Genomic DNA, 20,950 nt, shown 5'->3' with positions numbered 1-20,950 from the left:
GACTCCAGATCAGGGGGCGATGGCATCCCAGCCGGATTTGATCTCACGGATCAGGCCGGATACTTCTTCGAGGATAGCAGGATCGTTCTCGCGATTGGCTTCGCTGAGGCGACGGATCATGTAGTCGTACAGTCGATCGAGGTTGACGGCGATGTCGCCGCCCTGCTCGAAATCCAGCACGTCCTTCAGACCGGCGATGATGGACACCGCCTTGCCGATCAGCTCGCCCTTCTCGGAGAGCCAACCGCGCTCCAGAGCGCCCTGTGCCTTGGCCAGACGGTCCAGCGCGCCCTGCATGAGCATCTGTATCAGTTGATGCGGGCTGGCTTCGAATACCTGCGCCTGCAGGCCGACCTGCTGGTATTGGCGCATGGCTGTCATTGCGTTCATGTCACGACCTCTGTGCGTTTCCGATACCCTCTTTATCGGTCGGAGCGCGGGGAACTTGACACCTTTCTCGAGCTAATTAGCCGAAGCCCGGCCCTCAGCTCTTGTTGGCGAACGGCATGGCCGCCAGCTGTTCGGAGAGCGAGGACGCGGTGCTCGACAACGACGAGTACAGCTGGTCCATGGCGTTGTATTGCTTGTAGAGGCGATCCGACAGCGCCGTCATGCGGGTATTGAGCGTGGCGGTCTGGGCGTCCACGCTCTTCAGGGTGTTGCTCAGGGAGGTGGAACGCTGCTCGAGGATGCCATTGGCCATGGTGTAGGGATCGAGCTTGCCCTTGAGGCGCGCCGCTATCCCCTGGTCGCCGGTGAAGAAGCCGGCCAGGTCGCTGAAATTGGAGCTCACCATGCTGCCCAGCTTGGTGTCATCGATGGCGAGGGTGCCATCCTTCTGGGTGGTGATGCCCAGGTCGGCCAAGGCCCTGACCGAGCCGGTGCCCTGTAGCGTACTGAGTTCGTTGCGGATGGTGGAGGTCAGGCCCCGCGCCGTGGCATCGCCGACCAGGGCGGCGGCGATGGGCGCGCTGTTGTCGCCCACCTTCGTCACCGAGGTCTGGGTCTTGATGACGCCCATGAGCTTGTTATAGGCATCGACGAAACCCTTGATGTTGCCCTTGACGCCAGCCTCGTCCTGGCTGACCCCCACGGTCATGGGGCTGCCTGCCGTGGTGGTGGCCTTCAAGGTGAAACTCAAGCCACCCACGGCGTTGCTAACGGTATTCGAATCGCTGGTGACCTTCAGGCCGTCGATGGTCATGGCGGCGCTCTTGGCGCGCGTCAGCATGCGGGCAGCGGAAGGATCGCTGGGAACCGGCGGATCGACCACGCTCGGATCGGTCGGCGCCGCCGACGGGCTGAACGCCAGCTTGGTCAGGCTCAGGGTGCCCGAGCCATCGTCGCCACTCACGCCAACGGAGATATCGTTGCCAGCACCGGTCTTGGTACTGCTGAGGACCAGACGCGCGCCGGAGTTGTCGTTGACGATGTTGGCACTGAGCCCCTGGCTCTGCCCGGCCTTGTTGATGGCATCGCGGATGCCACTCAGGGTGTTGTTGGTGGCATCGACCTGGATATCCGACAGCTTGGTGTCGCCGATCTTGATGCTCAACGTGCCCTTGCCGAAGGTGGAAGGAGACGTGGTGGTAGCGCCGGTGCTGGAAGTGGACGTAGAGGTGGCCGGCAAGGCCGCCAGGGCCACCTTGCTGCTGCTGGCCAGCTGCGTGACCTCGACCTGGTAGCTGCCGATGCTGGCGCTGGGGCTGGCAGTGGCCGTGAGGTAGTCACTTTTCGACAGCGTGACGGCACGCGCCTGGAAGCTGGTAGGACTGTTGAGCGTGGTCAGCGCGGTCTGGAAATCGCTGATGGCGCTCTTCAACGAACCCACAGCGGTGAGCTGCGCGGTCGCCTTGCTCTGCGTCGCGGTCAACTGATCCTGCTTGGGCGCCTTCTCCGCCGCCACCATCTTGCTGACGATGGAGTCGATGTCCAGCCCCGAGCCGCCAATCCCACTGATACCTGCCATTTCAGATCTCCTGCGCCAACGTTACGTCGCCGTCCCTACTCCCATTGATCCAATACAAGTTCCGCGCCAACTAGGCTTCGGCCTTGAACATCAGACTACGCATATCATCCAGCTGCTTGGCCAGCTTGAGCACTTCCTCACTGGGCATCTGCCGAATGAGCTTGCCGGATTCGCCGTCCAGCACCTTGACCACCACCTCACCAGTGGAGTCGTCGATACTGAAATCCAGATTGCGGTGATCTTCCTGGAACTTGGTCTTGAGCTTGGAAAGCGCATCGTCGACGTTGCCGTCCTCCGGCTTGTCGGCTTTCTCCTTTTCAGCCTGACCGACCTTGGCGTCTTCCGAAGAAGCCGAAGGGCTGACAGATGCCGGAGGGGTGACGGCCGTCGCGGCCTGGGAGCCGGATTGAGCGCCATAGGGGGTTGCAGCTGCGAAACCCGTGATCTTGACGATATCCATGATTATGTCCTCACAACGCGTGAAAGGGAGAAGAGGCGTCCCCCTTCTCCCTGCCTAGACCGACGCCCTGCCTTACTGCAGCAGGCTGAGCACCGATTGCGGCAATTGTTTGGCCTGGGCCAGGATCGCGGTACCGGCCTGTTGCAGCACCTGGTTCTTCGACAGGTTCGCGGTTTCCGCGGCGTAGTCGGTGTCCTTGATGCGGCTGCGGGCGGAGGTGGCGTTCTCCGAGATGTTGGTCAGGTTGCTGATGGTGTTGTCGAAGCGGTTCTGCACCGCACCGAGGTCGGCACGCTGGCTGTCGATGTTGGCCAGGGCCTGGTCGATCACCGACAGGGCTTTCTGGGCACCGTCAGCCGTGGAGATGTCGACGTCGGACACCTTGCTCAGCGAGGACGCGCTACTGCCGAAGATCGCCGTGGTACTGCCGGTCATGGCGAAGGTGGTCGGCGAGTCCAGCTTGACGTAGCCCATGGCCTGGCCACCGGTGGCCCGCACATCGACCGCGGTGCTGAAGGTACCGTCGGATTTCTGCGAGGCGACGTTGATGTTGCCCGTGGCACCGTTGGTATCGCTGCCGAAGGTGATGTTGTCACCGGTCGCCGAGGTGATGGTCAGCTTCTTGGCCTGGGTGTCGTAGTTGGCGGTCACGCCCAGCTTGGCAGCGTTGGCATTGATCTGGTCGGCCATGTCCTTGGTGCTGGTCACGCCCACCAGGCTCAGCGAGTTACCGCCGACGTTCATGGTCATGTTGGCCGAGCCGCTGGAGATGGTGTCGGTCACGGTGACGACGGTCCGCGCCGAGGCGGTGAGGCCCGGGATCTGGCCGTTCATGTTGCCGGCGATGGTCTTGGCGGAGTCACCGGAGGCGTAGGTCACCGCCGTGCTCTTGCCACCACCCACCAGGGTGATGCTGCCGCTGGCGGTCAGGGCGCCGCCGCTACCGGCCACTACGCTGCCGGCGGTGGTGCTGGCACCGCTGCCCACCTGGTTGGAGCCCAGGGCGGTGGCCGAGGTGTCCTTCAGGGTGACGTCGATGGTTTCGTAGGCATTGGCACCGATCTGGAAGCTGGTGGTACCGAAGGAGCCGTCCAGCAGCTTGCGGCCACCGAAGGTGGTGGTCTGGGCGATACGGGTCAGTTCGTTCTGCTGCGCGGTCACTTCCTTCTGCAGGGCAGCACGGTCGGCATCGCTGTTGGAGCCGTTGGCGGACTGCACGGCCAGGTCGCGGATACGCTGCAGGATGTTGGTGGACTGCTGCATGGCGCCTTCAGCGGTCTGCGACAGCGAGATACCGTCGTTGGCGTTGCGCGTCGCCTGGTTCAGGCCGTTGATCTGGTTGGTCAGACGGTTGGAAATCTGCAGGCCGGCGGCGTCGTCCTTGGCGCTGTTGATGCGGCTACCGGTGGACAGGCGCTGCATGGAAGTGGCCAGGGAGCTGGACGCGTTCTGCAGGTTGCGCTGGGTGTTCAGCGAAGGAATGTTGGTATTGACGGTAAGGGCCATGGTGGCGTCCTCCAGTAGAGCCTCGTTTGCCTGAACACGCTAGTTAGAGCGGTTGGTTCAAGCGTCCCTGTATTTCACACTCATGGAATGTATCGGCGTCATGCGTCGAAACTTTAGTTCTGCATGATGGCTTTTTGCCGGCCACCATCCTCGAACATCCGCGCTTGACGGCTCCACGGCTCGTCACCAGGCAACAGGCCAAGGTGCGTTTCGGCAGCTTTCCGCGAGGGATCAGGGCTTCGCTCGAAACATTGATGCCAAAAAGGGAGAAGGGGTTACCCCCTTCTCCCTGTGTCTACCGCCGCGCCTTACTGGAGCAGGCTGAGTACCGACTGCGGCAGCTGCTTGGCCTGGGCCAGGATCGCGGTACCGGCCTGTTGCAGCACCTGGTTCTTCGACAGGTTCGCGGTTTCCGCGGCGTAGTCGGTGTCCTTGATGCGGCTGCGGGCGGAGGTGGCGTTCTCCGAGATGTTGGTCAGGTTGCTGATGGTGTTGTCGAAGCGGTTCTGCACCGCACCGAGGTCGGCACGCTGGCTGTCGATGTTGGCCAGGGCCTGGTCGATCACCGACAGGGCTTTCTGGGCACCGTCAGCCGTGGAGATGTCGACGTCGGACACCTTGCTCAGCGAGGACGCGCTACTGCCGAAGATCGCCGTGGTACTGCCGGTCATGGCGAAGGTGGTCGGCGAGTCCAGCTTGACGTAGCCCATGGCCTGGCCACCGGTGGCCCGCACATCGACCGCGGTGCTGAAGGTACCGTCGGATTTCTGCGAGGCGACGTTGATGTTGCCCGTGGCACCGTTGGTATCGCTGCCGAAGGTGATGTTGTCACCGGTCGCCGAGGTGATGGTCAGCTTCTTGGCCTGGGTGTCGTAGTTGGCGGTCACGCCCAGCTTGGCAGCGTTGGCATTGATCTGGTCGGCCATGTCCTTGGTGCTGGTCACGCCCACCAGGCTCAGCGAGTTACCGCCGACGTTCATGGTCATGTTGGCCGAGCCGCTGGAGATGGTGTCGGTCACGGTGACGACGGTCCGCGCCGAGGCGGTGAGGCCCGGGATCTGGCCGTTCATGTTGCCGGCGATGGTCTTGGCGGAGTCACCGGAGGCGTAGGTCACCGCCGTGCTCTTGCCACCACCCACCAGGGTGATGCTGCCGCTGGCGGTCAGGGCGCCGCCGCTACCGGCCACTACGCTGCCGGCGGTGGTGCTGGCACCGCTGCCCACCTGGTTGGAGCCCAGGGCGGTGGCCGAGGTGTCCTTCAGGGTGACGTCGATGGTTTCGTAGGCATTGGCACCGATCTGGAAGCTGGTGGTACCGAAGGAGCCGTCCAGCAGCTTGCGGCCACCGAAGGTGGTGGTCTGGGCGATACGGGTCAGTTCGTTCTGCTGCGCGGTCACTTCCTTCTGCAGGGCAGCACGGTCGGCATCGCTGTTGGAGCCGTTGGCGGACTGCACGGCCAGGTCGCGGATACGCTGCAGGATGTTGGTGGACTGCTGCATGGCGCCTTCAGCGGTCTGCGACAGCGAGATACCGTCGTTGGCGTTGCGCGTCGCCTGGTTCAGGCCGTTGATCTGGTTGGTCAGACGGTTGGAAATCTGCAGGCCGGCGGCGTCGTCCTTGGCGCTGTTGATGCGGCTACCGGTGGACAGGCGCTGCATGGAAGTGGCCAGGGAGCTGGACGCATTCTGCAGGTTGCGCTGGGTGTTCAGAGACGGGATGTTGGTATTGACGGTAAGGGCCATGGTGGCGTCCTCCAGTAGAACCTTGTTTGCCTGAGCATGCGAGTGGGACCTGCTTGCTCAGGCGCCCCGGTAATTCGCATTCAAGATATTTATCGGTGCTTATCGTCAAACCTTTAGAATTTTTAGCGACTTTTTTCGCCAGAAGCTTGACAGCAAGCGATCTTCCGATCCGTGCAGAAGGGTTATCGACCGGAGTGGCGATTTATTTAGCCCGCACGAGACAATTTGCGCGAATCACAGACGCCGCCGCCTGCGGTGCGCGGTCGTGAGCGTCCGGTGAAATGAAAAGCGCCCGAAAGACGGGCGCTTGGCAGGTGGCAGGCAGGCGCGGACGGCAGCGCGCCGTGCTGCAGCGCGATCAGTCGGGTAACCAGGCTGCTCGCCACGCCAGCAAGTTGTCCCCCTCCAGCATCCAGTCGCGGTGAACGGCGGCGCGCAATTCGGCTCCCAGCGTCCGCGAGCCTTCTCGATCCGCCAGGTGCTCACGAATGGCATCCAGCCAATCCTTGTACTTGTTGCGGACCAGGGTCACTGGCAGACCACAGCGGTAAGGCTCGATATTGGTGGCCACGACGGGATAACCGCAGGCGCCGAGTTCCAGCAGCCTTAGATTGCTCTTGCACCGGTTGAAGGAATTGATTTCCAGGGGGGCGATGGCCAGATCCAGGTCCAGACTCGCGAGCTTGGCCGGGAAGGCTTCGATTTCGACGCCTTGATGGAATTCATGCGGCGGCGCACCGGGCGGACTCATGCCAAGAAACACCCAGTCCACCTCCCCCGCCAGCTCCTTCATCACGTCGACCACGATCCCGAGATCGCCTGCATGACTTGAACCTCCCGCCCAACCGACCCGGGGACGCCCCTCCCGTCGTCCACTCTGCAGGTCTCCCCACCACTGCACAGGCAAGCGATTGGGGACGACACGGATGTCCGGATGGAGTCCGCGCATTTCCTCTGCCAACGGCTCAGTGGACACCGTCAGACGATCCACGATCGACAGCGCCTGGCGTATCGCTCGGGTGACTTGCGGCGGCTGGAAGGATTCGCGATGGATGCTCTTGAGCGGGATATTCCCGAGCAGGTCGTCCAAGTCATAGACGAGAAAAGACGAGGTGTTGCGCTTGAGCGACTGCAAGGCCTCCAGCTGGGAATCGGTGATCTGGCGCTGGACGACGATGCTGTCCGCCTGGATGCGAGCCTGATTGACGGGCTCAAGATAGCGCTCCTGATGAATCCCATCGACCAACAAGGCGGATCGCATCGCCTGAAACGGCTGGATCATCCGGTAGTGCCCACATCCCCAACGGTCGCCGGGTAGAACCTGGATAACGGGCAAGGGGCGCCAGGACAGCGGACGCCACAAATTGTCGGCATCGAGTTCCATGGTGAAATCGGCTTGATCGAGTGCGAGGTTGGCGTTGTACGCCGGATCGCTCCCGAGCACTGGCGACCAGCGCTGATAAAGCCGTGTTTCCGCGCTCTTCAGGTCCGCTTCGTCGAAACCCTGCTGTGACTCCCAACCGAGCCGCGCATAGGGCGTCCAGACCACCAGGTAGCCGGCCTGGCCGACTTGCAGACAGAACTCGACATCGGCGAAGGGCTGGGTGGCGAAGGAACCGCAATCGGGGATGGCGTGGAATACCTCCGCCCGCACCAGCAGGCAACGGCCGCTGACGGCACTGAAGTTCTGCACCACCTGCTGCCGGTAGAGATAACCCGCGCGATCGTCAGGTTCACCCTGGAAGAGGCTGCTGGCCGGCCCGCGTAGACCGAGCACCAGCCCGGCCATGGCGACCTTGCCTTCACGATCCAGCAACTTGGCGCCAACCACGCCGACCTCCGGACGCCGCGCCTGGTTGACCAGCTCGTCCAGCCAGGACGCCTTGATGCTCAGGCAACCGGCACTGAGCCAGAGCAGGTACTCGCCCTTGGCAGCCTGGGCCAGCGGCCGGGGCCCATCGGCAGGGATGACCCTCAGTTGCTCCAGGCCCAGCGTCACCAGTTCATCGAGCCAGAGACAGATATCGGCCGCGACGTTCGCTGGGCGGCCGACGAGGATTTCGTAATGCGGATAGGCGGTGCCACCCAGGATGGATTCCAGGCAGCGGCCCAGTTCTTCCAGCGGCCCCTGAGCCTCGATCAGGATGGATACCAGCGGCTGGTGATCGCTCAGGTACTGAATACGGCTCACGCATGGCAGGGCACCCGCGCTGACCTCCGCCGGTACGCCCAGGCGCGCCAGGTGCGCGCGGACGATGCCATGGGTCGCCGCCGGTTCGCATTGCTGCAGCCAGTCGGGAAAGGTCTGCGACGAGTGATGCAACACGTCCGGCAGATGGGCAATGGCCGTGACACCGTGACGCTCGACCACCTGCAGCAGCAGGTCCTGGACCAGCGCCACGCCAGGCGCAGGGACGCTGGCGGTGGATGCCAGCAACGCCTCACGACTGATGGCCAGCAGCGGACCGGTATAGGGATAGCTGCGCAGCAGATCCAGATTGAAGGCCGCTTTGAAGATCGGACATTCAGGACCACTGTCGGCGAGGTGATCTTCATCGACATAGCACGCATGCACATTCCCGGATACCAGAATGCGCTCGGCTAGCCGCAACAGAGCTTCAGGTTCGAGGCGATCACCCGCGGCGATTTTCAAGGACCAAGCCGCTTCGCTGTTCGCCAATGCCGCCTGCCAGCTCGCCAAGTCGGCAATAGACTGTTCCAACCGGACCGTCGTGAAACGCGGGTAATGCTGCTCTTTCAACGAAGACAGCGTCACCTCCGCCAGCGATGCCTCGCCCACGATCACCACGAGAAAATGCAGTTGCGCATCCTGAATTATCGCCTGGTGGTAAACATCAAGACGGGTGGGGCTCGAGCGTCTGGCTGCGAGCCAGTCGGTATATTGAATGACCGGGGCTTCCTGGGCCGCAGCAGCAAAAGGCTGGGCGACAAAGGGCGCCACCTGCGAGGAAGCGTCCGTGGCGACGGGTGTCCCCTTGACGTAACGTCTGGACAAGTCGCCGGAATCCCTACCGGGTCGAGCGCGAATGAGAAACTGCAGACTGCACAGTTCGCCAACATCCTCTGGCTGCAAGTGCTGCAACGTCATGTTGCCGACCTGCAAGGTTACATCGTGCTTATCCTTGTTTTCGTAATAGGCTTGAGCGACACGACCATCGAGGAGATAATTTAGCGTTTCGGTGTGATAACCCGTTTCATAGAGAAAGCGCCGAAATTCAGCCAGGGTGAAGAAGCGAATGTGGGTGACATCAAGCAGACCCGAGCCTTCATATTTCCAATAGCCTTGTGCCAGTTCCGACATCAGCCAAAGGTTACGCACGTTGGGAATCGAGATCACCAGTTGCGCATCAGGCGACAACAGGGGCTGCAAGGCCTTCATCACCGCCCATGGATTGTAGAGATGCTCCAGGACATCCCCGAGGATCACCCCATCCAGCGTTCCGGCTTCTATGCCTTCGGCCTGGAGATCGAAGTCTTCGAACTTGCCGACCAGTACCCTGTCGAGCCGCTGACCCGCGATCTGCGCGGCGGATTCGTTGACTTCGATGCCCCAAACCCGCGAGTGAGGATGGCGCTGCTTGAATAGCCCACTGGTCGCCCCTGCTGCGCAACCCACGTCAAGCAGGAAACGGGGCGGCGTGGCGAACGCGCCGATCAGCTCTTCACGGGGCGCTTGGTGGTAGGCGGCCTCGACATCGCTGACGCTCACATCCAGATGGGTCTGCCACACATAGGATTCGACAGCCGCCGCTCCAGCGATCATCTCCTGCATGAGTGCCGCGACCCGGTCAGTTGCCAAGCCATCGACACCCAGGTTGTAGTAGCCCGCGCGGGCCTGCATTTCGGCAACCATGGCGCGACGTCGCTCGTTGTCGCCAAGCAAGGAGGCCAGGGCCGTAGCCAACTCCGACGGCTCGACCTCCAGAACCCCGGATGCCGCATCAAAACTCGGCCCAAGCAATACGCCAGGCTGGTTGACGAGATTGATGGCCGGCGTACCCGCCAACATGGCCTCTACGCTGTAGTTGGAGTCCATGGCGATCAGTACGTCAGCCGCCAGGAGCCACTCGCGGCCATTCTCGCTGGTATGCAAATAGTGCGCGGAGTTCGCCCCCAACTCGGCGAGAAGCTCCTCAACACGCTGTGTCCCAAAGTGGGCATTGGCAGGACGATCCTTGATGACTGCCGCGAAGTCCCAGCCTGCTCGACGCAGTTGTTCGCAGGCATCGATAAAGACCCGTAGCGTGTTGCCATACAGGTGCTCGTCGCCGAGCGCAGTCAGATTGGCGGCCCAGGTGCTACCGAAGACGACGATCGGACGATTGACGGGATAGCCATAGCGCTGACACAACATCTCGCGGGCCTGAGGCCGCTGACCGCGCCATTGCAGGTAACCGTCCCATGCCGGATTACCGGTTACCCTGATGCGCTCCGGAGGTATCCCTATGTCGAGATATCCTTCACAGCCTCGCTCTCCGTACACCGCCAAAACATCAGCCTGTAGATGGGCGTGGACGGTATAGGGCTCGGACAGGGCCAGTGCGTGGGCGAGATGGAGACTAGGAATATCTTTCTGTACGGCCCAATTGACTACCGTCTTGGCAGAAGCCTGCATATCCTCGTTGACCACTACCAACCCGATGGCATGCTGCTCTGCTGCACGATTCAGGGCGGCTGTCAGCAGGAGTACCGTCGGCAAATCAGCCTGAAGCGTTTCCAGGATGATCTTCGTCAAGCCCGGATGCGCCAAATCTCCCAACGCCTGCCGCAGGTGCTCGTGAGTGAGGCCGCTTTCCAGACTGCTCCAGTCCAGTTCAGCGTTCTGCAGGACATGCCGTTGCTGCTCCACATCCAGCAGCCCCACTAGGTCGACCACTTCGGAACCGGTTTCCGCCAGCGCTCGCTCGATATCTGCGTCGATCAGGGATGAAAGGCTGAAAACGGTCATTGGCCCTTGCGTTCTGACGAAACGAAGCAGGGCCTCGCGCTGGGCTCCCCACAGCAAACTGACGATTGCCTGGCGCATCATGTTCTCACTCCGCTGAAGCAGCCATAGTGCTGCCTAAGCAGCTGCTCAACCAGGTTGTATTGAGCACCGGCGGCTATTTCCCGCTGAAGCCCGGAAGGTACGGTAAGCCCATCGGCCCAATGGCGAGCGATCGAAAGCGCTTGCTGATCTATGTCCAAAGCGGACTGCCACTGAGTGAAAAGCTCTCTGATATCGGTCGGAAGCAAAGAAAACCAGTCCAATCCAGGCCAATGCTCGGCAAAACTTTTGAATACCTGAAACAGATAATGTTGGCAGCGTAACGTGGGCAGTAGCGCAGTCCAGGAGGCATGATAGTCGGCAATGCTCAATGGCAGCTTTGCCAGTAGCGAGGTATCGGCCTGCCCCTGCAAGCCTCTCTCAAGCTCACTGAAGTCTTCAATGAAAGCTTCGTTGGCTGACGGATCATGACGATTCTCCAGGACGACAAAGAGCCGCCCAGCCATCGAGGGAGCGAGATGTTCGATCAGCGCCTGCTCGATAAACAGATTGAGCTGAAACAGTGCAGAATCCTTGGCGATCCAACTTTGCAACCGTTGCCATCTGCGGTTCAGCTCAAGTGAACGCCATAATTTCCAGTTGACATTTCCTGCGGACAGAAAAGCACCATACGGATGAATACCGCGGACACACAGCTGGTGATCCGTTGCGAACTCGACGATCTCTTCGGCAGTGACCCGCATATTGAAATGCATGAAGTCTTTAGGGTCTGAGCTTCGCGTCAGGGGCTCCGGCCACGAAGCAGGATCCTGACCGAATGCATAATGAGCGTTGGCCAGGGAATGTATATCAAATAGAATCCGCCCCCCCGGCCGCACGACCCTCAGCCAGTCCGTCAGGGCTTCACGCCAATTGGGAAAATGCACCAGGACGTTGAGAGCGACCACGGTGTCGGCACTGCCGTCAGTACAGGGTAGCGCCAATAGGTCGCCCTGCCGAAGATCGAGGGTCAGTTCCTCGGCCAGACGGCGCGTTTCGTCCAGCATCGCCTGGGAGCTATCCACACCGGTCACCTGGTAACCGTCGCGCGCCAGGGCAATGGCCGCCCGGCCCGTACCCGTCCCCACATCGACGACCTGCTTTCCGCTGACGTTTCGCCGAATCAGATCGATCTCCAGCAGATGCTTGAGCTGATTGGTGCCGCTATTCTCGACCATTCGCTGCGAATACCAGGAAACCATCCCTGGATCAGTCCAGGCGTGGGTTTTCCAGTTGATCAGGGCAGCGTGCGGAGTATGGCCGGCAGCCTGGGTAGTGTTAGCACTCATTGCAGCAAGCTCCAAGCAAGAGGGGTACCACGAGGAATGGCCTGCCGCGCTCGCCGGCCTATCACCTCGTCTAGATGAGCAGGGGCGAGCCCGAGTCCCGGACGTATCGACCTGACGTGCCCGGGCGTAAGGATCTCGCCCGCCCCGAGATCCTTCACCACGTATAGCGAACGACGAAACTGCAGCGATGGTCGCTCGGCCGCCTGAACGCCATAACGGATTCCACCCAATGCCTGCCAGGCCCGTTCGGTCTCGGTAACCAAGCTACGAAGTTCATCGGGCTCCAGAGAAAAAGCCGCATCAACACCGCCGTCAGCGCGATCCAGGGTGAAGTGCTTCTCGATGACCGTAGCCCCGAGCGCGACTGCGGCGACGGCCGCACCGATACCGCCGGTATGATCGGAAAGTCCTACCTCACAGCCGAACAGATCTCGCAGATGCGGCAGGGTACGCAAATGGCTGTCAGCTGCAGAGGCTGGGTAGGTGCTGGTGCACTTGAGTAACACCAGGTCTTGGCATCCAGCCTGACGGGCCGTGGTGACGGCGGCATCCAATTCCGCGATTGAGGCCATGCCGGTGGAAATGATCAGTGGCTTGCCCGTAGCGGCTACCCGAGCGATCAGCGGGAGATCCGTATTTTCAAAGCTGGCAATCTTGTAGGCCGGTACCGAAAGACGCTCGAGAAAATCGACGGCGCTGGCATCGAAGGGCGTGGAAAACGCCAGCAACCCAAGTTCCGCCGCGCGCGCGAACAAGGGCTCATGCCACTCCCAGGGCGTGTATGCCTGCTCATACAGGCGATACAGGGAGGTGCCCTGCCAAAGACTATTCGGATCGGAAACGTGGAACTCCCCTTCGTCCAGATCCAGCGTCATGGTATCGGCAGTGTAGGTCTGCAGCTTGATGGCATGGGCACCCGCGGCAGCGGCTGCCTCGACGATGGCGAACGCACGCTCCAGAGATTGATTATGGTTGCCGCTCATTTCGGCAATTATGAAAGGGGGAGCTTCACGGCCGATTAGCCGCTCACCGATACGAAATTCACTCATCGACAGCCTCCCCGCAAAGGACGGTAGAGTTGATGAAGGCGCGGCTGATAGCCGGCCTGTTGAAAGAGTCGTAGCGAGGCAGGATTGTCGTTACGCACTCGCGCCTCGATCTCTTCGATCTCCCACCCATGGTTGGCGAGATAGTCTTCTCCGGTCTGCAAAAGCAGCATTCCCCATCCTGCACCTAGCCGCCCTTCCAGGAGATAGAGCGAGACCTCCGCGATCTTTGCAGAGCGTCGCTGGAAACGTATAACCCCAACAGGGGCGTCGAGAAAGGACGCGATCAGTAGCAGTTGTCCTTCGGTGTCGGCCAGGGTTCGGGTCAGCCAGCCAAGATGGTCATCCCAGGAGAGCGGGTTCGTGTTCAGGGAGGCTCGACGAACCACCTCGGCATTACGTCCATCGTAGAGCAGCCGGGCATCATCTGCAGTGGCCGGACGCAGTCGAAGATCCTGGCCAAGCATGGCCGTGGTCACGCGGATGGTTCCCCGCCCGTCCACCAGCGCCTTTGATTGCGCGGCGAGACTGCGCCGCAGCTCATTGCTCAGCAGAAGCGTACGTACGGCCGCACGATAATCGGCAACCTCGAGCGTTTCGGCCTCGCCGAGGTACAGATGAGCGCCGCGCTCCGCCAGCGACGCGGCATTGCCCTGCTGGTTCGGCGCGAGAGCCACACAGAGAGTCGGTCGCCCCAGGGCGGCACGCTCCCAGGTACTACTGCCGCCTGCCCCGATACAGAGATCGGCAGCGGCCATGAGCGCCGCGAAATCCTCTACATGTCGCTGCAAACGCCAGTGCGAGTGCTTCGCCGTGAGCTGTTGAAGTCTGTCGAACGCCGGGTTGGCCGAGCCAGCGACGATATCGACCTGCAACGTTGGAAAGTCGGCCAATGCCTCCAGGACCTTGAACGTCTCACCCTTGGCATCCACGCCACCGAAGTTCACCAGTACCCGCTCGACCGTCGATCTTAGGGGAGTTTCCCTTCCCAGGAATGCCGGCCGCAGCAATGCGAATCGCGGTCCGAACAATGTCCGTCCGCTTTCGCTCGAAGCCATTTCCGGTCGAGTGAAGGCAGTGAGATTCTGATCCAGCAGCAGATCCACCGCGTGCTGACGTCGTGGCAAGTCGTCTATCGCCAGGACGCGCCTCGCGCGACGCCTGATCGCGCGCTCCCAGTCCACCCCCAGGCCGTAGTGATCCACCACGCACCAGTCGAAATCGAGTTCGTCGGGCAAGACTCGTAGCAGACAATCCATGTCCTCTGCCCAGGGCAATGGTGATTCGGGATCGTCACGCTGATCCAGGACCGACAGTCCATGTACCGGATAGCCACGCGACTCGATTTCCGCGAGTGCATGACCTGGCCCCACACGACAAGCGAAATGCACCGCGCAGCCCATCGTCGCCAGCGCGTCCGCCAGCGTAAGACAACGCACGACGTGGCCGGTACCGATTCGCAGCGAAGCATCGGCCCTGATCAGGATGCGCATTCAGAAACCCTAGCTCGCCAAGCGGTATAGATCAGCTCCGCTCGGTACCAGTCATCCAGGGTATCGATATCCTGGACCTGGTAGCGCGGTAGGCGCAGGGGTAGCGACTTCACGCCATGCAAAGGCTCACCCCGCAACCAGGCCGAGGCTCTTCCCCAGTAGAACTGGCCAGCATCGTGAAAGGCGGGTTCGAGATCCTGAGAACGGGTCTCCCGATATTGCGGATAGAGCGACTCAAGACTGCCGTCTGTTGTCATTCGTAACGCACGCTGCACCGGGGCCGGAAAGTCCGCGACAGTGAAGGCATAAGCCTTGTCGACTCGCGTCTCGAGCAACGCCAGCCCTGCAGCCAGGTCGCTCACCTGGACAAAGGGGGCTGTGGCGTAGAGGCAGCAGGTGTAATCCGGATGGCAGCCTGCCTTCTGTAGCTCATTCAGCGCATGCTGGATGACCGCAAGGGTACCTGCGTAGTCATTGGCCAGCTCGGCAGGCCTTACAAAGGGAACTTCGGCCCCATAACGCAGGGCGACATCGGCAATCTCTGCATCATCGGTACTGACCACCACACGCCCGAACAAGCCACTTCGCAGAGCTGCTTCGATCGAATAGGCGATCATGGGACGACCGTGAAACAAGCGGATGTTCTTACGCGGAATGCGCTTGCTGCCGCCGCGAGCAGGAATAATCGCTACGGCTCTCATAGGTGCCCCCCGATGCACAGGCAGCGCCGGCAGGGGCACAGCAGAACCTCTCGCAGCTTCACCATCCGCATCGAGCCACCCCGCTATCGAGCAGGCCAGCCAAACGCTTCACCACCCTATCCTGCTGCTCCTCGCTGAGGTCGGCGTACAGCGGCAGGCTCATGGCCTGGGCGTAGTAGCGCTCAGCCTCGGGGAAATCGCCCTGCTGGAAACCCAGCGCCTGGTAATAGGGCTGCAGATGTACCGGAATGTAGTGCAGGTTGACGCCGATGCCGGCGGCTCGCATCCCGGCGAAGACCCGGTCGCGCTGGGTCTCGTCGACTCGGATGGGGAAGAGGTGCCAGGCGGACTCGGCCAGGGCCTGATCGGCGATGAGCCCCACCGGCAAGGCCGCCAGCCGATCACGGTAGCGCGCGACCAGAGCACGCCGGCGCGCGATGAAGGGCTCCAGGCGGTCGAGCTGCGACAACCCCAGGGCCGCCTGGATATCGGTCATGCGGTAGTTGAAGCCCAACTCCAACTGCTCGTAGTACCAGCCACCCTGCTCTCGGGCCTGCAGCAGCGCGGGATCCCGGGTGATGCCATGGCTACGCAGTCGTCGTAGGCGCTCGGCCAACTCCGCATCGTTGGTGGTCAGCAGGCCGCCCTCGCCCGTGGTGACGATCTTCACCGGATGGAAACTGAACACCGTGATGTCGGCCTGGGCGCCGCAGCCAACCGGTCGACCGGCATAGCGCGCACCTATGGCATGGGAGGCATCCTCGATCACCCTGAAGCCGTAACGACCCGCCAGCGCCCGAATCGCCGCCATGTCGCAGCTTTGCCCGGCGAAGGCCACGGGTACCAGGATCTTGGGCAGGCGCCCTGCCCGCTCGGCGCGTTCGAGCTTGGCCGCCAGCGCCGTGACACTGAGGTTCAGGGTGAGCGGATCGATGTCGATGAAATCGACCTCGGCGCCACAGTAACGTGCGCAGTTGGCACTGGCGACGAAGGTATTGGGCGAGGTCCAGAGCAGATCGCCCGGCCCCAGATCCAGCGCCAGGCAGGCGATATGCAACGCGGCTGTGGCATTGCACACGGCCACCCCATGGGCCGCCTCGCAACGTTGCGCCACCGCCTGCTCGAAGCGCTCGATCATCGGGCCTTGCGTCAACCAGTCCGAGCGCAATACCGCGGTAACCGCGGCGATGTCGTCCTCGCTGATGGATTGCCGGCCATAGGGAATGCCGCTCATGGGCAGCGCTCGACCAACTGGCGCAGGGCCGCGACATCCAGATACTGCGGGTTGCTATCGGACAGGTATTCGAAACCAGGCTCGACCGGCAGCCCCTGCTCACCCAGGCCGTCGCGGGAATAGTCGCAAGGCAGGTTGAAACTCATGGCCGGGGTGATGACATAGTGCCTGGAGAATTCCAGCGTATGAGGACTGTCGTCCCGCGAGATCATCATCTCGTGCAGCTTCTCGCCAGGGCGAATACCCACTTGGCGCTGCGCCAGCTCCGGCGCCAGCGCCGTGGCCAGATCGACGATGCGCGCCGAGGGAATCTTGGGTACGAACAGCTCGCCCCCCTGCATCCGCTCGAAGCTGCGCATCACGAAATCCACGCCTTCATCGAGGGTGATCCAGAAGCGCGTCATGCGCGCATCGGTGATGGGCAGCTCCGTGACGCCATTGGCGATCAGCTTGCGGAATAGCGGTAGCACCGAGCCTCGCGAGCCGACCACGTTGCCATAGCGCACCACGGCGAAGGAGGTATCACGACTGCCGGCGATGTTGTTGGCGGCGACGAACAGCTTGTCCGACAGCAACTTGGTCGCGCCATAGAGATTGATCGGGCTGGCCGCCTTGTCGGTGGACAGCGCAATGACCTTCTTCACCCCGTTCTGCAGCGCGGCGGCGATGATGTTCTCCGCGCCGTTGACATTGGTACGAATGCATTCGGTAGGGTTGTATTCAGCCGCCGGTACTTGCTTCAACGCCGCGGCATGCACCACCAGGTCGATACCGCGCATGGCCTGCTGCAGGCGCTGTTCGTCACGCACGTCACCCAGGAAGTAGCGCATGCAGGGCGCGTCGAATTCCTGGCTCATCTCGTACTGCTTGAGTTCGTCGCGGGAGAAGACCACTACCCGCTTGGGCCGGTAGTCGCTCAGCAGGCGCTTGACGAAGGCTCGACCGAAGGAGCCGGTGCCGCCCGAGATGAAGATCGACATGCCATCAAACATTTTGCTATCCCTTCGCGATGAATCGAGCGGCCAACCGGCGGAAAACCGTCACAGCGAGCCTAACGGAAGAGTAGCAGCAAGAAGCCGGCCAATTCAGTGGAAGCGGGAAGTCATCAGAGGTACTTGAACAGGCTCAGCTGGGCGATCTTCACGAAGCTCTGCTGCGACGCCTGCAGTACGGTGTTCTGCAGGGCGTAGCGCGACAGGGCTTCAGGATAGTCGAGATCCTCGAGGTCGGACTGCACCGACTTGTTGACCAGGGTGACGTTGGCGATGAAGTCGCTGGTGGAGTCGATCACGTTGAGACGCGCGCCGACCTTGCCACGGATGCCGTCGACCTGGGTATAGGCGGTGTCCAGGTTGCTCAGGGCCACGGCGGCGCTGTCGCGGATCTGGTAGACGCCCTCGGTACTGCCATCACCGTTCTCCAGGGCCTTGCGCAGGTCGGAGACGACGTTGAGCAGGCTGCGCTTTTCGTTGGCGGTGTCGCGGGTGATCTTGAATTCGTCTCCAGCCGCCGGGGCGCCATCCATTTGTACCTTGACGCCACCATAGGTCACGAAACGACTGGACTCCGCCGTGCTGCTCAGACTGTCGGCCTTGAGTTGGCCGGCGGGCGGGCTGGCTGGATCGTAGGCGGCCCACTGGGCGGCGGTAGGCGGATTCGCCAGGTCGTAGATGACGTATTTCTTGTCATCCAGAAAATGGATGCCGACCCCATCGGTGGCCACCGGCGGGCTGCTGGCCGGGAAGGTGGAGTCATAGGCGCCCTTGTCCTCCACCAGGCCGAGAGAGATCCGGCCGGTACCGGTATTGGTCGCCGACTTGGCGGTATCCACGCGGTTGGCGTTGAAGTTGTTCTCGAAGGCATCCTTGCCGCTGTCGCTGACCGGTACGAAGGTGGAGCTGGCGATCTGTACGCTGCGCTGGCCTTCGTCGCCGTTGTAGCTGTAGGTACCATCGGCATTGCGCACATAGGGCTGGGTATCGCCCATGGACCCGGAGAACAGGTACTTGCCACTGGCGTCCTTGCTGTTCATCAGGTTCATCAGTTCGTCCTCGCGCTGTCCGACCTCCTTGGCCAGGGAGGCCCGGTCGGTCGGGTCGAGGGCACCGTTGCCGGCCTGGACGGCGATCTCGCGGATGCGCGTCAGCACGGTCTCCACCGAGGTCAACATGGCTTCCTCGGTGTTCAGGCCGTTCTTGGCCGAGGTCATGCCGCTGTTGTACTGGTCGTTGAGCGCCCCCTCCTGGCTCAGTTGCAGCAGCTTGATCGAGGCCACCGGGTCGTCCGCCGGGGTGAGGATCTTCTTGCCGGTGCTGATCTGCTCCTGGGTACGGCTGACGTCGCCATAGTTGCTCTGCAGGCCGGTGATGCCGTTGTTGAAAGCCTGGACGGTGGAAATACGCATGGGCGGGTTCCTTATCTGAAGGCGCCGATCAGGGTGTCGAACAACGACTGGGCGATCTTGATGACCTGCGCCGAGGCGCCGTAGTACTGCTGGAACTGGACGAGCTTGGCCGCCTCTTCGTCCAGGTTCACGGCGGACAGGGAGTCGCGGTTGTCCTCGGATTGCTTGAGCACGGTCTCGCTGGCGGCGGAGTCCACGCGGACCTGGGCGGTCAGGGTGCCGACCCGCTCCACCAGACCGCCATAGGCGTTGTTGTAGGTGGTGCCGGTGGTACCGAAGCCACCCATGGTGTTCTTGGTCTGCAGCGCCACCAGGTTCAGGGCGTTGCGGTTATCGGAGACGGCGCCATTGTTGGTGCCGAGGGTGAAGCTGTCACCGTCCTGCGGCACGCCGCTGATGTTGAAGTCGTAGCTGTAGCTGTTGTTGGTGGTCGGATCGGTGTACTGCAGGCGCAGCGTGTTGGTCTGCCCCGAGGTCAGGCCGGTCGTCGACGGCGACACATAGCTCAGGGTCGCACCGGTGGGCAGGGTGCCGGTCAAGGTCCCGGTGGCGGAACCGAACGTCAACTTCAGACCCGAGCTGCCGAACAGCCGGCCGAAATCGGCGGTGTTCACCGGCGAGGGGGCGCTCTTCAGGTCGGGCTGGGTGATGGCACCGGTGCCACGGTTGTTGGTGGTGCTGGAGGCCTTGGCGGTGCCGGCGAAGCCCAGCTGGCTGGACTGGTCGAGGTCGACGCTCATCTGCGCCGCGCCGCGGCGGGTGGGCTGCAGACTGAAGACGTCGCCGGCCTGGGCCTGAGCCAGCTCCGCTGCGGTGAACTGCACCTTGAAGCCCTGATCGGTGCCGCTACCGTCGGCGAAGCTCAGGGTGACCGGATCGGTACCGCTGCGGGTCACGGTGATATTGGTGCTGTCGCTGATGCGCAGCGCCTTGAAGTTGGTGCCGTCGAAATCCAGGCGGTAGTCGCTGGGATTGAGCTTGGAGGTGTCGGTGATGCTCAGCGTCGCGGTCGCCGAACCGAAGTTGGTCGAGCGGCCGAGCACGCGCAGGCCGGTGCTCTGACCACCGTTCACATCGCTGAACAGGGGCGAACCGGCGTTGCCCGCCAGGTCCAGGCCCTGGCCGAGCTGCTTGTTCACGGTATCGGTCAGGGTCAGCGCCAGCTGCCCGAGGCTGTTGTAGGCATGGTCCAGGGCGGTATCGCGATAGGACAGCAACCCCCCCATCTCGCCGCCATTGAGCTGGGAGGTGACGATCTGCGAGGTGCTGCCGGCCGTCAGGGTGACCTGGTAGCGCGACGGATCATCGTTACCCGGCTGGGCGCTCAGCGACGAGACGTTGCTGCCGACCACCAGCGGCTGGCCGGTTCCGACGAAGAGGTTCAGCGAGCCGTCGTCCTGGCTGACCACCTGCAGGCCGACCAGGCTGGACAGCTGCTTGATGGCCTGCTCACGGGAATCGATGAGGTCGTTGGGCGCGGCGCCGGCCGCCTTGGAACGGGCGATGGCGTCGTTGAGGCTGCCGACGCTCTTGGCCAGCGAATTGATCTGGCCGGTGAGCGCCGTGAGCTGGTCGTTGATCTGGCCGTTCTGCTTGTCGATCTGGTCGTACAGGGTATTGAACGACTTGGTCAGCCCCTGGGCCTGGGCCAATACCGCCTCGCGCGCCGGTACCGAGGACGGGTCCTGGGCGGCGGTCTGCAGGGTGGCGAAGAACTTCTGCATGGCCGGCGTGATGCCGGTGGTGCTGTCCGACAGCAACCCGTCCAGCTGGGAGATCTGCGACTTGAAGGTCTGCAGCTCGCTGTTCTGGCTGTTGGCGGTACGCACCTGGCTGGTCAGGAAGTCGCTGGCCAGGCGCCGCACGTCCACCGTCTGGGAACCGGAGCCGATGTAGCCCGAGCCACTGAACTGGGCGATGTTGGTCTGCTGGATGGCTTCCTGGCGCGAATACCCCGGGGTATTGACGTTGGCGATGTTGTGACCGGTGACCGTCAGGGCATTCTGCGTGGATCTCAGGCCCGACAGACCGATGGAAAGAAGATCAGCCATGGTTCACC

General features: G+C 62.2%; 14 protein-coding genes. All 14 read right to left on the bottom strand.

The window, feature by feature from the left end; all coding sequences use genetic code 11:
• Positions 1-9: 9 nt before the first annotated feature.
• The 14 genes from fliS to flgK all read right to left on the bottom strand — a co-directional run bounded on the left by fliS (position 10) and on the right by flgK (position 20,942).
• Entirely contained in the window at positions 10-390 is a 381-nt protein-coding gene (fliS, locus tag AR540_RS05500; protein ID WP_059226813.1) for a flagellar export chaperone FliS, read from the bottom strand.
• A 94-nt stretch (positions 391-484) separates the two neighbouring features.
• Positions 485-1,969, bottom strand: coding sequence for a flagellar filament capping protein FliD (gene fliD, locus AR540_RS05495; protein WP_059226812.1), 1,485 nt, complete (start codon positions 1,967-1,969; stop codon positions 485-487).
• Between the two features lie 70 nt (positions 1,970-2,039).
• Positions 2,040-2,429: a flagellar protein FlaG gene (locus tag AR540_RS24380; RefSeq protein WP_065242507.1), complete on the bottom strand. Its 390-nt coding sequence runs from the start codon at positions 2,427-2,429 to the stop codon at positions 2,040-2,042.
• 72 nt (positions 2,430-2,501) lie between these two features.
• Entirely contained in the window at positions 2,502-3,935 is a 1,434-nt protein-coding gene (locus AR540_RS05485) for a flagellin N-terminal helical domain-containing protein (protein ID WP_059226811.1), read from the bottom strand.
• Between the two features lie 308 nt (positions 3,936-4,243).
• Entirely contained in the window at positions 4,244-5,677 is a 1,434-nt protein-coding gene (locus AR540_RS05480) for a flagellin N-terminal helical domain-containing protein (protein WP_059226811.1), read from the bottom strand.
• A 358-nt stretch (positions 5,678-6,035) separates the two neighbouring features.
• Positions 6,036-10,727, bottom strand: a complete 4,692-nt coding sequence (locus tag AR540_RS05475) for a methyltransferase domain-containing protein (RefSeq protein ID WP_059226810.1) — start codon at positions 10,725-10,727, stop codon at positions 6,036-6,038.
• Positions 10,724-12,013 (bottom strand): class I SAM-dependent methyltransferase, encoded by a 1,290-nt coding sequence (locus AR540_RS05470; protein ID WP_059226809.1) that lies wholly within the window; start codon positions 12,011-12,013, stop codon positions 10,724-10,726. Before AR540_RS05470 ends, AR540_RS05475 begins: the two co-directional genes overlap by 4 nt.
• Positions 12,010-13,062, bottom strand: coding sequence for a pseudaminic acid synthase (gene pseI / locus AR540_RS05465; RefSeq protein ID WP_059226808.1), 1,053 nt, complete (start codon positions 13,060-13,062; stop codon positions 12,010-12,012). The genes AR540_RS05470 and pseI overlap by 4 nt, the downstream gene beginning before the upstream one ends.
• Positions 13,059-14,552: a UDP-2,4-diacetamido-2,4,6-trideoxy-beta-L-altropyranose hydrolase gene (pseG, locus tag AR540_RS05460; protein WP_059226807.1), complete on the bottom strand. Its 1,494-nt coding sequence runs from the start codon at positions 14,550-14,552 to the stop codon at positions 13,059-13,061. Before pseG ends, pseI begins: the two co-directional genes overlap by 4 nt.
• A complete protein-coding gene (gene pseF, locus AR540_RS05455) occupies positions 14,540-15,253 on the bottom strand; it encodes a pseudaminic acid cytidylyltransferase (protein WP_059226806.1) in 714 nt (237 codons plus the stop codon). Before pseF ends, pseG begins: the two co-directional genes overlap by 13 nt.
• A gap of 58 nt (positions 15,254-15,311) precedes the next feature.
• A complete protein-coding gene (gene pseC / locus AR540_RS05450) occupies positions 15,312-16,487 on the bottom strand; it encodes a UDP-4-amino-4,6-dideoxy-N-acetyl-beta-L-altrosamine transaminase (RefSeq protein ID WP_059226805.1) in 1,176 nt (391 codons plus the stop codon).
• Positions 16,484-17,479 carry a UDP-N-acetylglucosamine 4,6-dehydratase (inverting) gene (pseB, locus tag AR540_RS05445; RefSeq protein WP_059226804.1) on the bottom strand — a complete coding sequence of 332 codons (996 nt, stop codon included), beginning with the start codon at positions 17,477-17,479 and terminating at the stop codon, positions 16,484-16,486. The genes pseC and pseB overlap by 4 nt, the downstream gene beginning before the upstream one ends.
• A gap of 113 nt (positions 17,480-17,592) precedes the next feature.
• Positions 17,593-18,891, bottom strand: coding sequence for a flagellar hook-associated protein FlgL (gene flgL, locus AR540_RS05440; RefSeq protein WP_059226803.1), 1,299 nt, complete (start codon positions 18,889-18,891; stop codon positions 17,593-17,595).
• Between the two features lie 11 nt (positions 18,892-18,902).
• The gene (flgK, locus tag AR540_RS05435; protein WP_059226802.1) at positions 18,903-20,942 is read right to left on the bottom strand and encodes a flagellar hook-associated protein FlgK; all 2,040 of its coding nucleotides are present in this window, start codon (positions 20,940-20,942) and stop codon (positions 18,903-18,905) included.
• Between the last annotated feature and the right edge of the window lie 8 nt (positions 20,943-20,950).

It is taken from the genome of Pseudomonas sp. EpS/L25, assembly GCF_001512295.1.
Classification (GTDB): domain Bacteria; phylum Pseudomonadota; class Gammaproteobacteria; order Pseudomonadales; family Pseudomonadaceae; genus Chryseomonas.
This window is presented reverse-complemented; position numbering and strand designations above follow the sequence as displayed.

Excerpts from the sequence above, each read along its gene's own strand:
- fliS (WP_059226813.1), bottom strand. The coding sequence starts at position 390 with ATGAACGCAATGACAGCCATGCGCCAATACCAGCAGGTCGGCCTGCAG.
- fliD (WP_059226812.1), bottom strand. The coding sequence starts at position 1,969 with ATGGCAGGTATCAGTGGGATTGGCGGCTCGGGGCTGGACATCGACTCC.
- AR540_RS24380 (WP_065242507.1), bottom strand. The coding sequence starts at position 2,429 with ATGGATATCGTCAAGATCACGGGTTTCGCAGCTGCAACCCCCTATGGC.
- AR540_RS05485 (WP_059226811.1), bottom strand. The coding sequence starts at position 3,935 with ATGGCCCTTACCGTCAATACCAACATTCCTTCGCTGAACACCCAGCGC.
- AR540_RS05480 (WP_059226811.1), bottom strand. The coding sequence starts at position 5,677 with ATGGCCCTTACCGTCAATACCAACATCCCGTCTCTGAACACCCAGCGC.
- AR540_RS05475 (WP_059226810.1), bottom strand. The coding sequence starts at position 10,727 with ATGATGCGCCAGGCAATCGTCAGTTTGCTGTGGGGAGCCCAGCGCGAG.
- AR540_RS05470 (WP_059226809.1), bottom strand. The coding sequence starts at position 12,013 with ATGAGTGCTAACACTACCCAGGCTGCCGGCCATACTCCGCACGCTGCC.
- pseI (WP_059226808.1), bottom strand. The coding sequence starts at position 13,062 with ATGAGTGAATTTCGTATCGGTGAGCGGCTAATCGGCCGTGAAGCTCCC.
- pseG (WP_059226807.1), bottom strand. The coding sequence starts at position 14,552 with ATGCGCATCCTGATCAGGGCCGATGCTTCGCTGCGAATCGGTACCGGC.
- pseF (WP_059226806.1), bottom strand. The coding sequence starts at position 15,253 with ATGAGAGCCGTAGCGATTATTCCTGCTCGCGGCGGCAGCAAGCGCATT.
- pseC (WP_059226805.1), bottom strand. The coding sequence starts at position 16,487 with ATGAGCGGCATTCCCTATGGCCGGCAATCCATCAGCGAGGACGACATC.
- pseB (WP_059226804.1), bottom strand. The coding sequence starts at position 17,479 with ATGTTTGATGGCATGTCGATCTTCATCTCGGGCGGCACCGGCTCCTTC.
- flgL (WP_059226803.1), bottom strand. The coding sequence starts at position 18,891 with ATGCGTATTTCCACCGTCCAGGCTTTCAACAACGGCATCACCGGCCTG.
- flgK (WP_059226802.1), bottom strand. The coding sequence starts at position 20,942 with ATGGCTGATCTTCTTTCCATCGGTCTGTCGGGCCTGAGATCCACGCAG.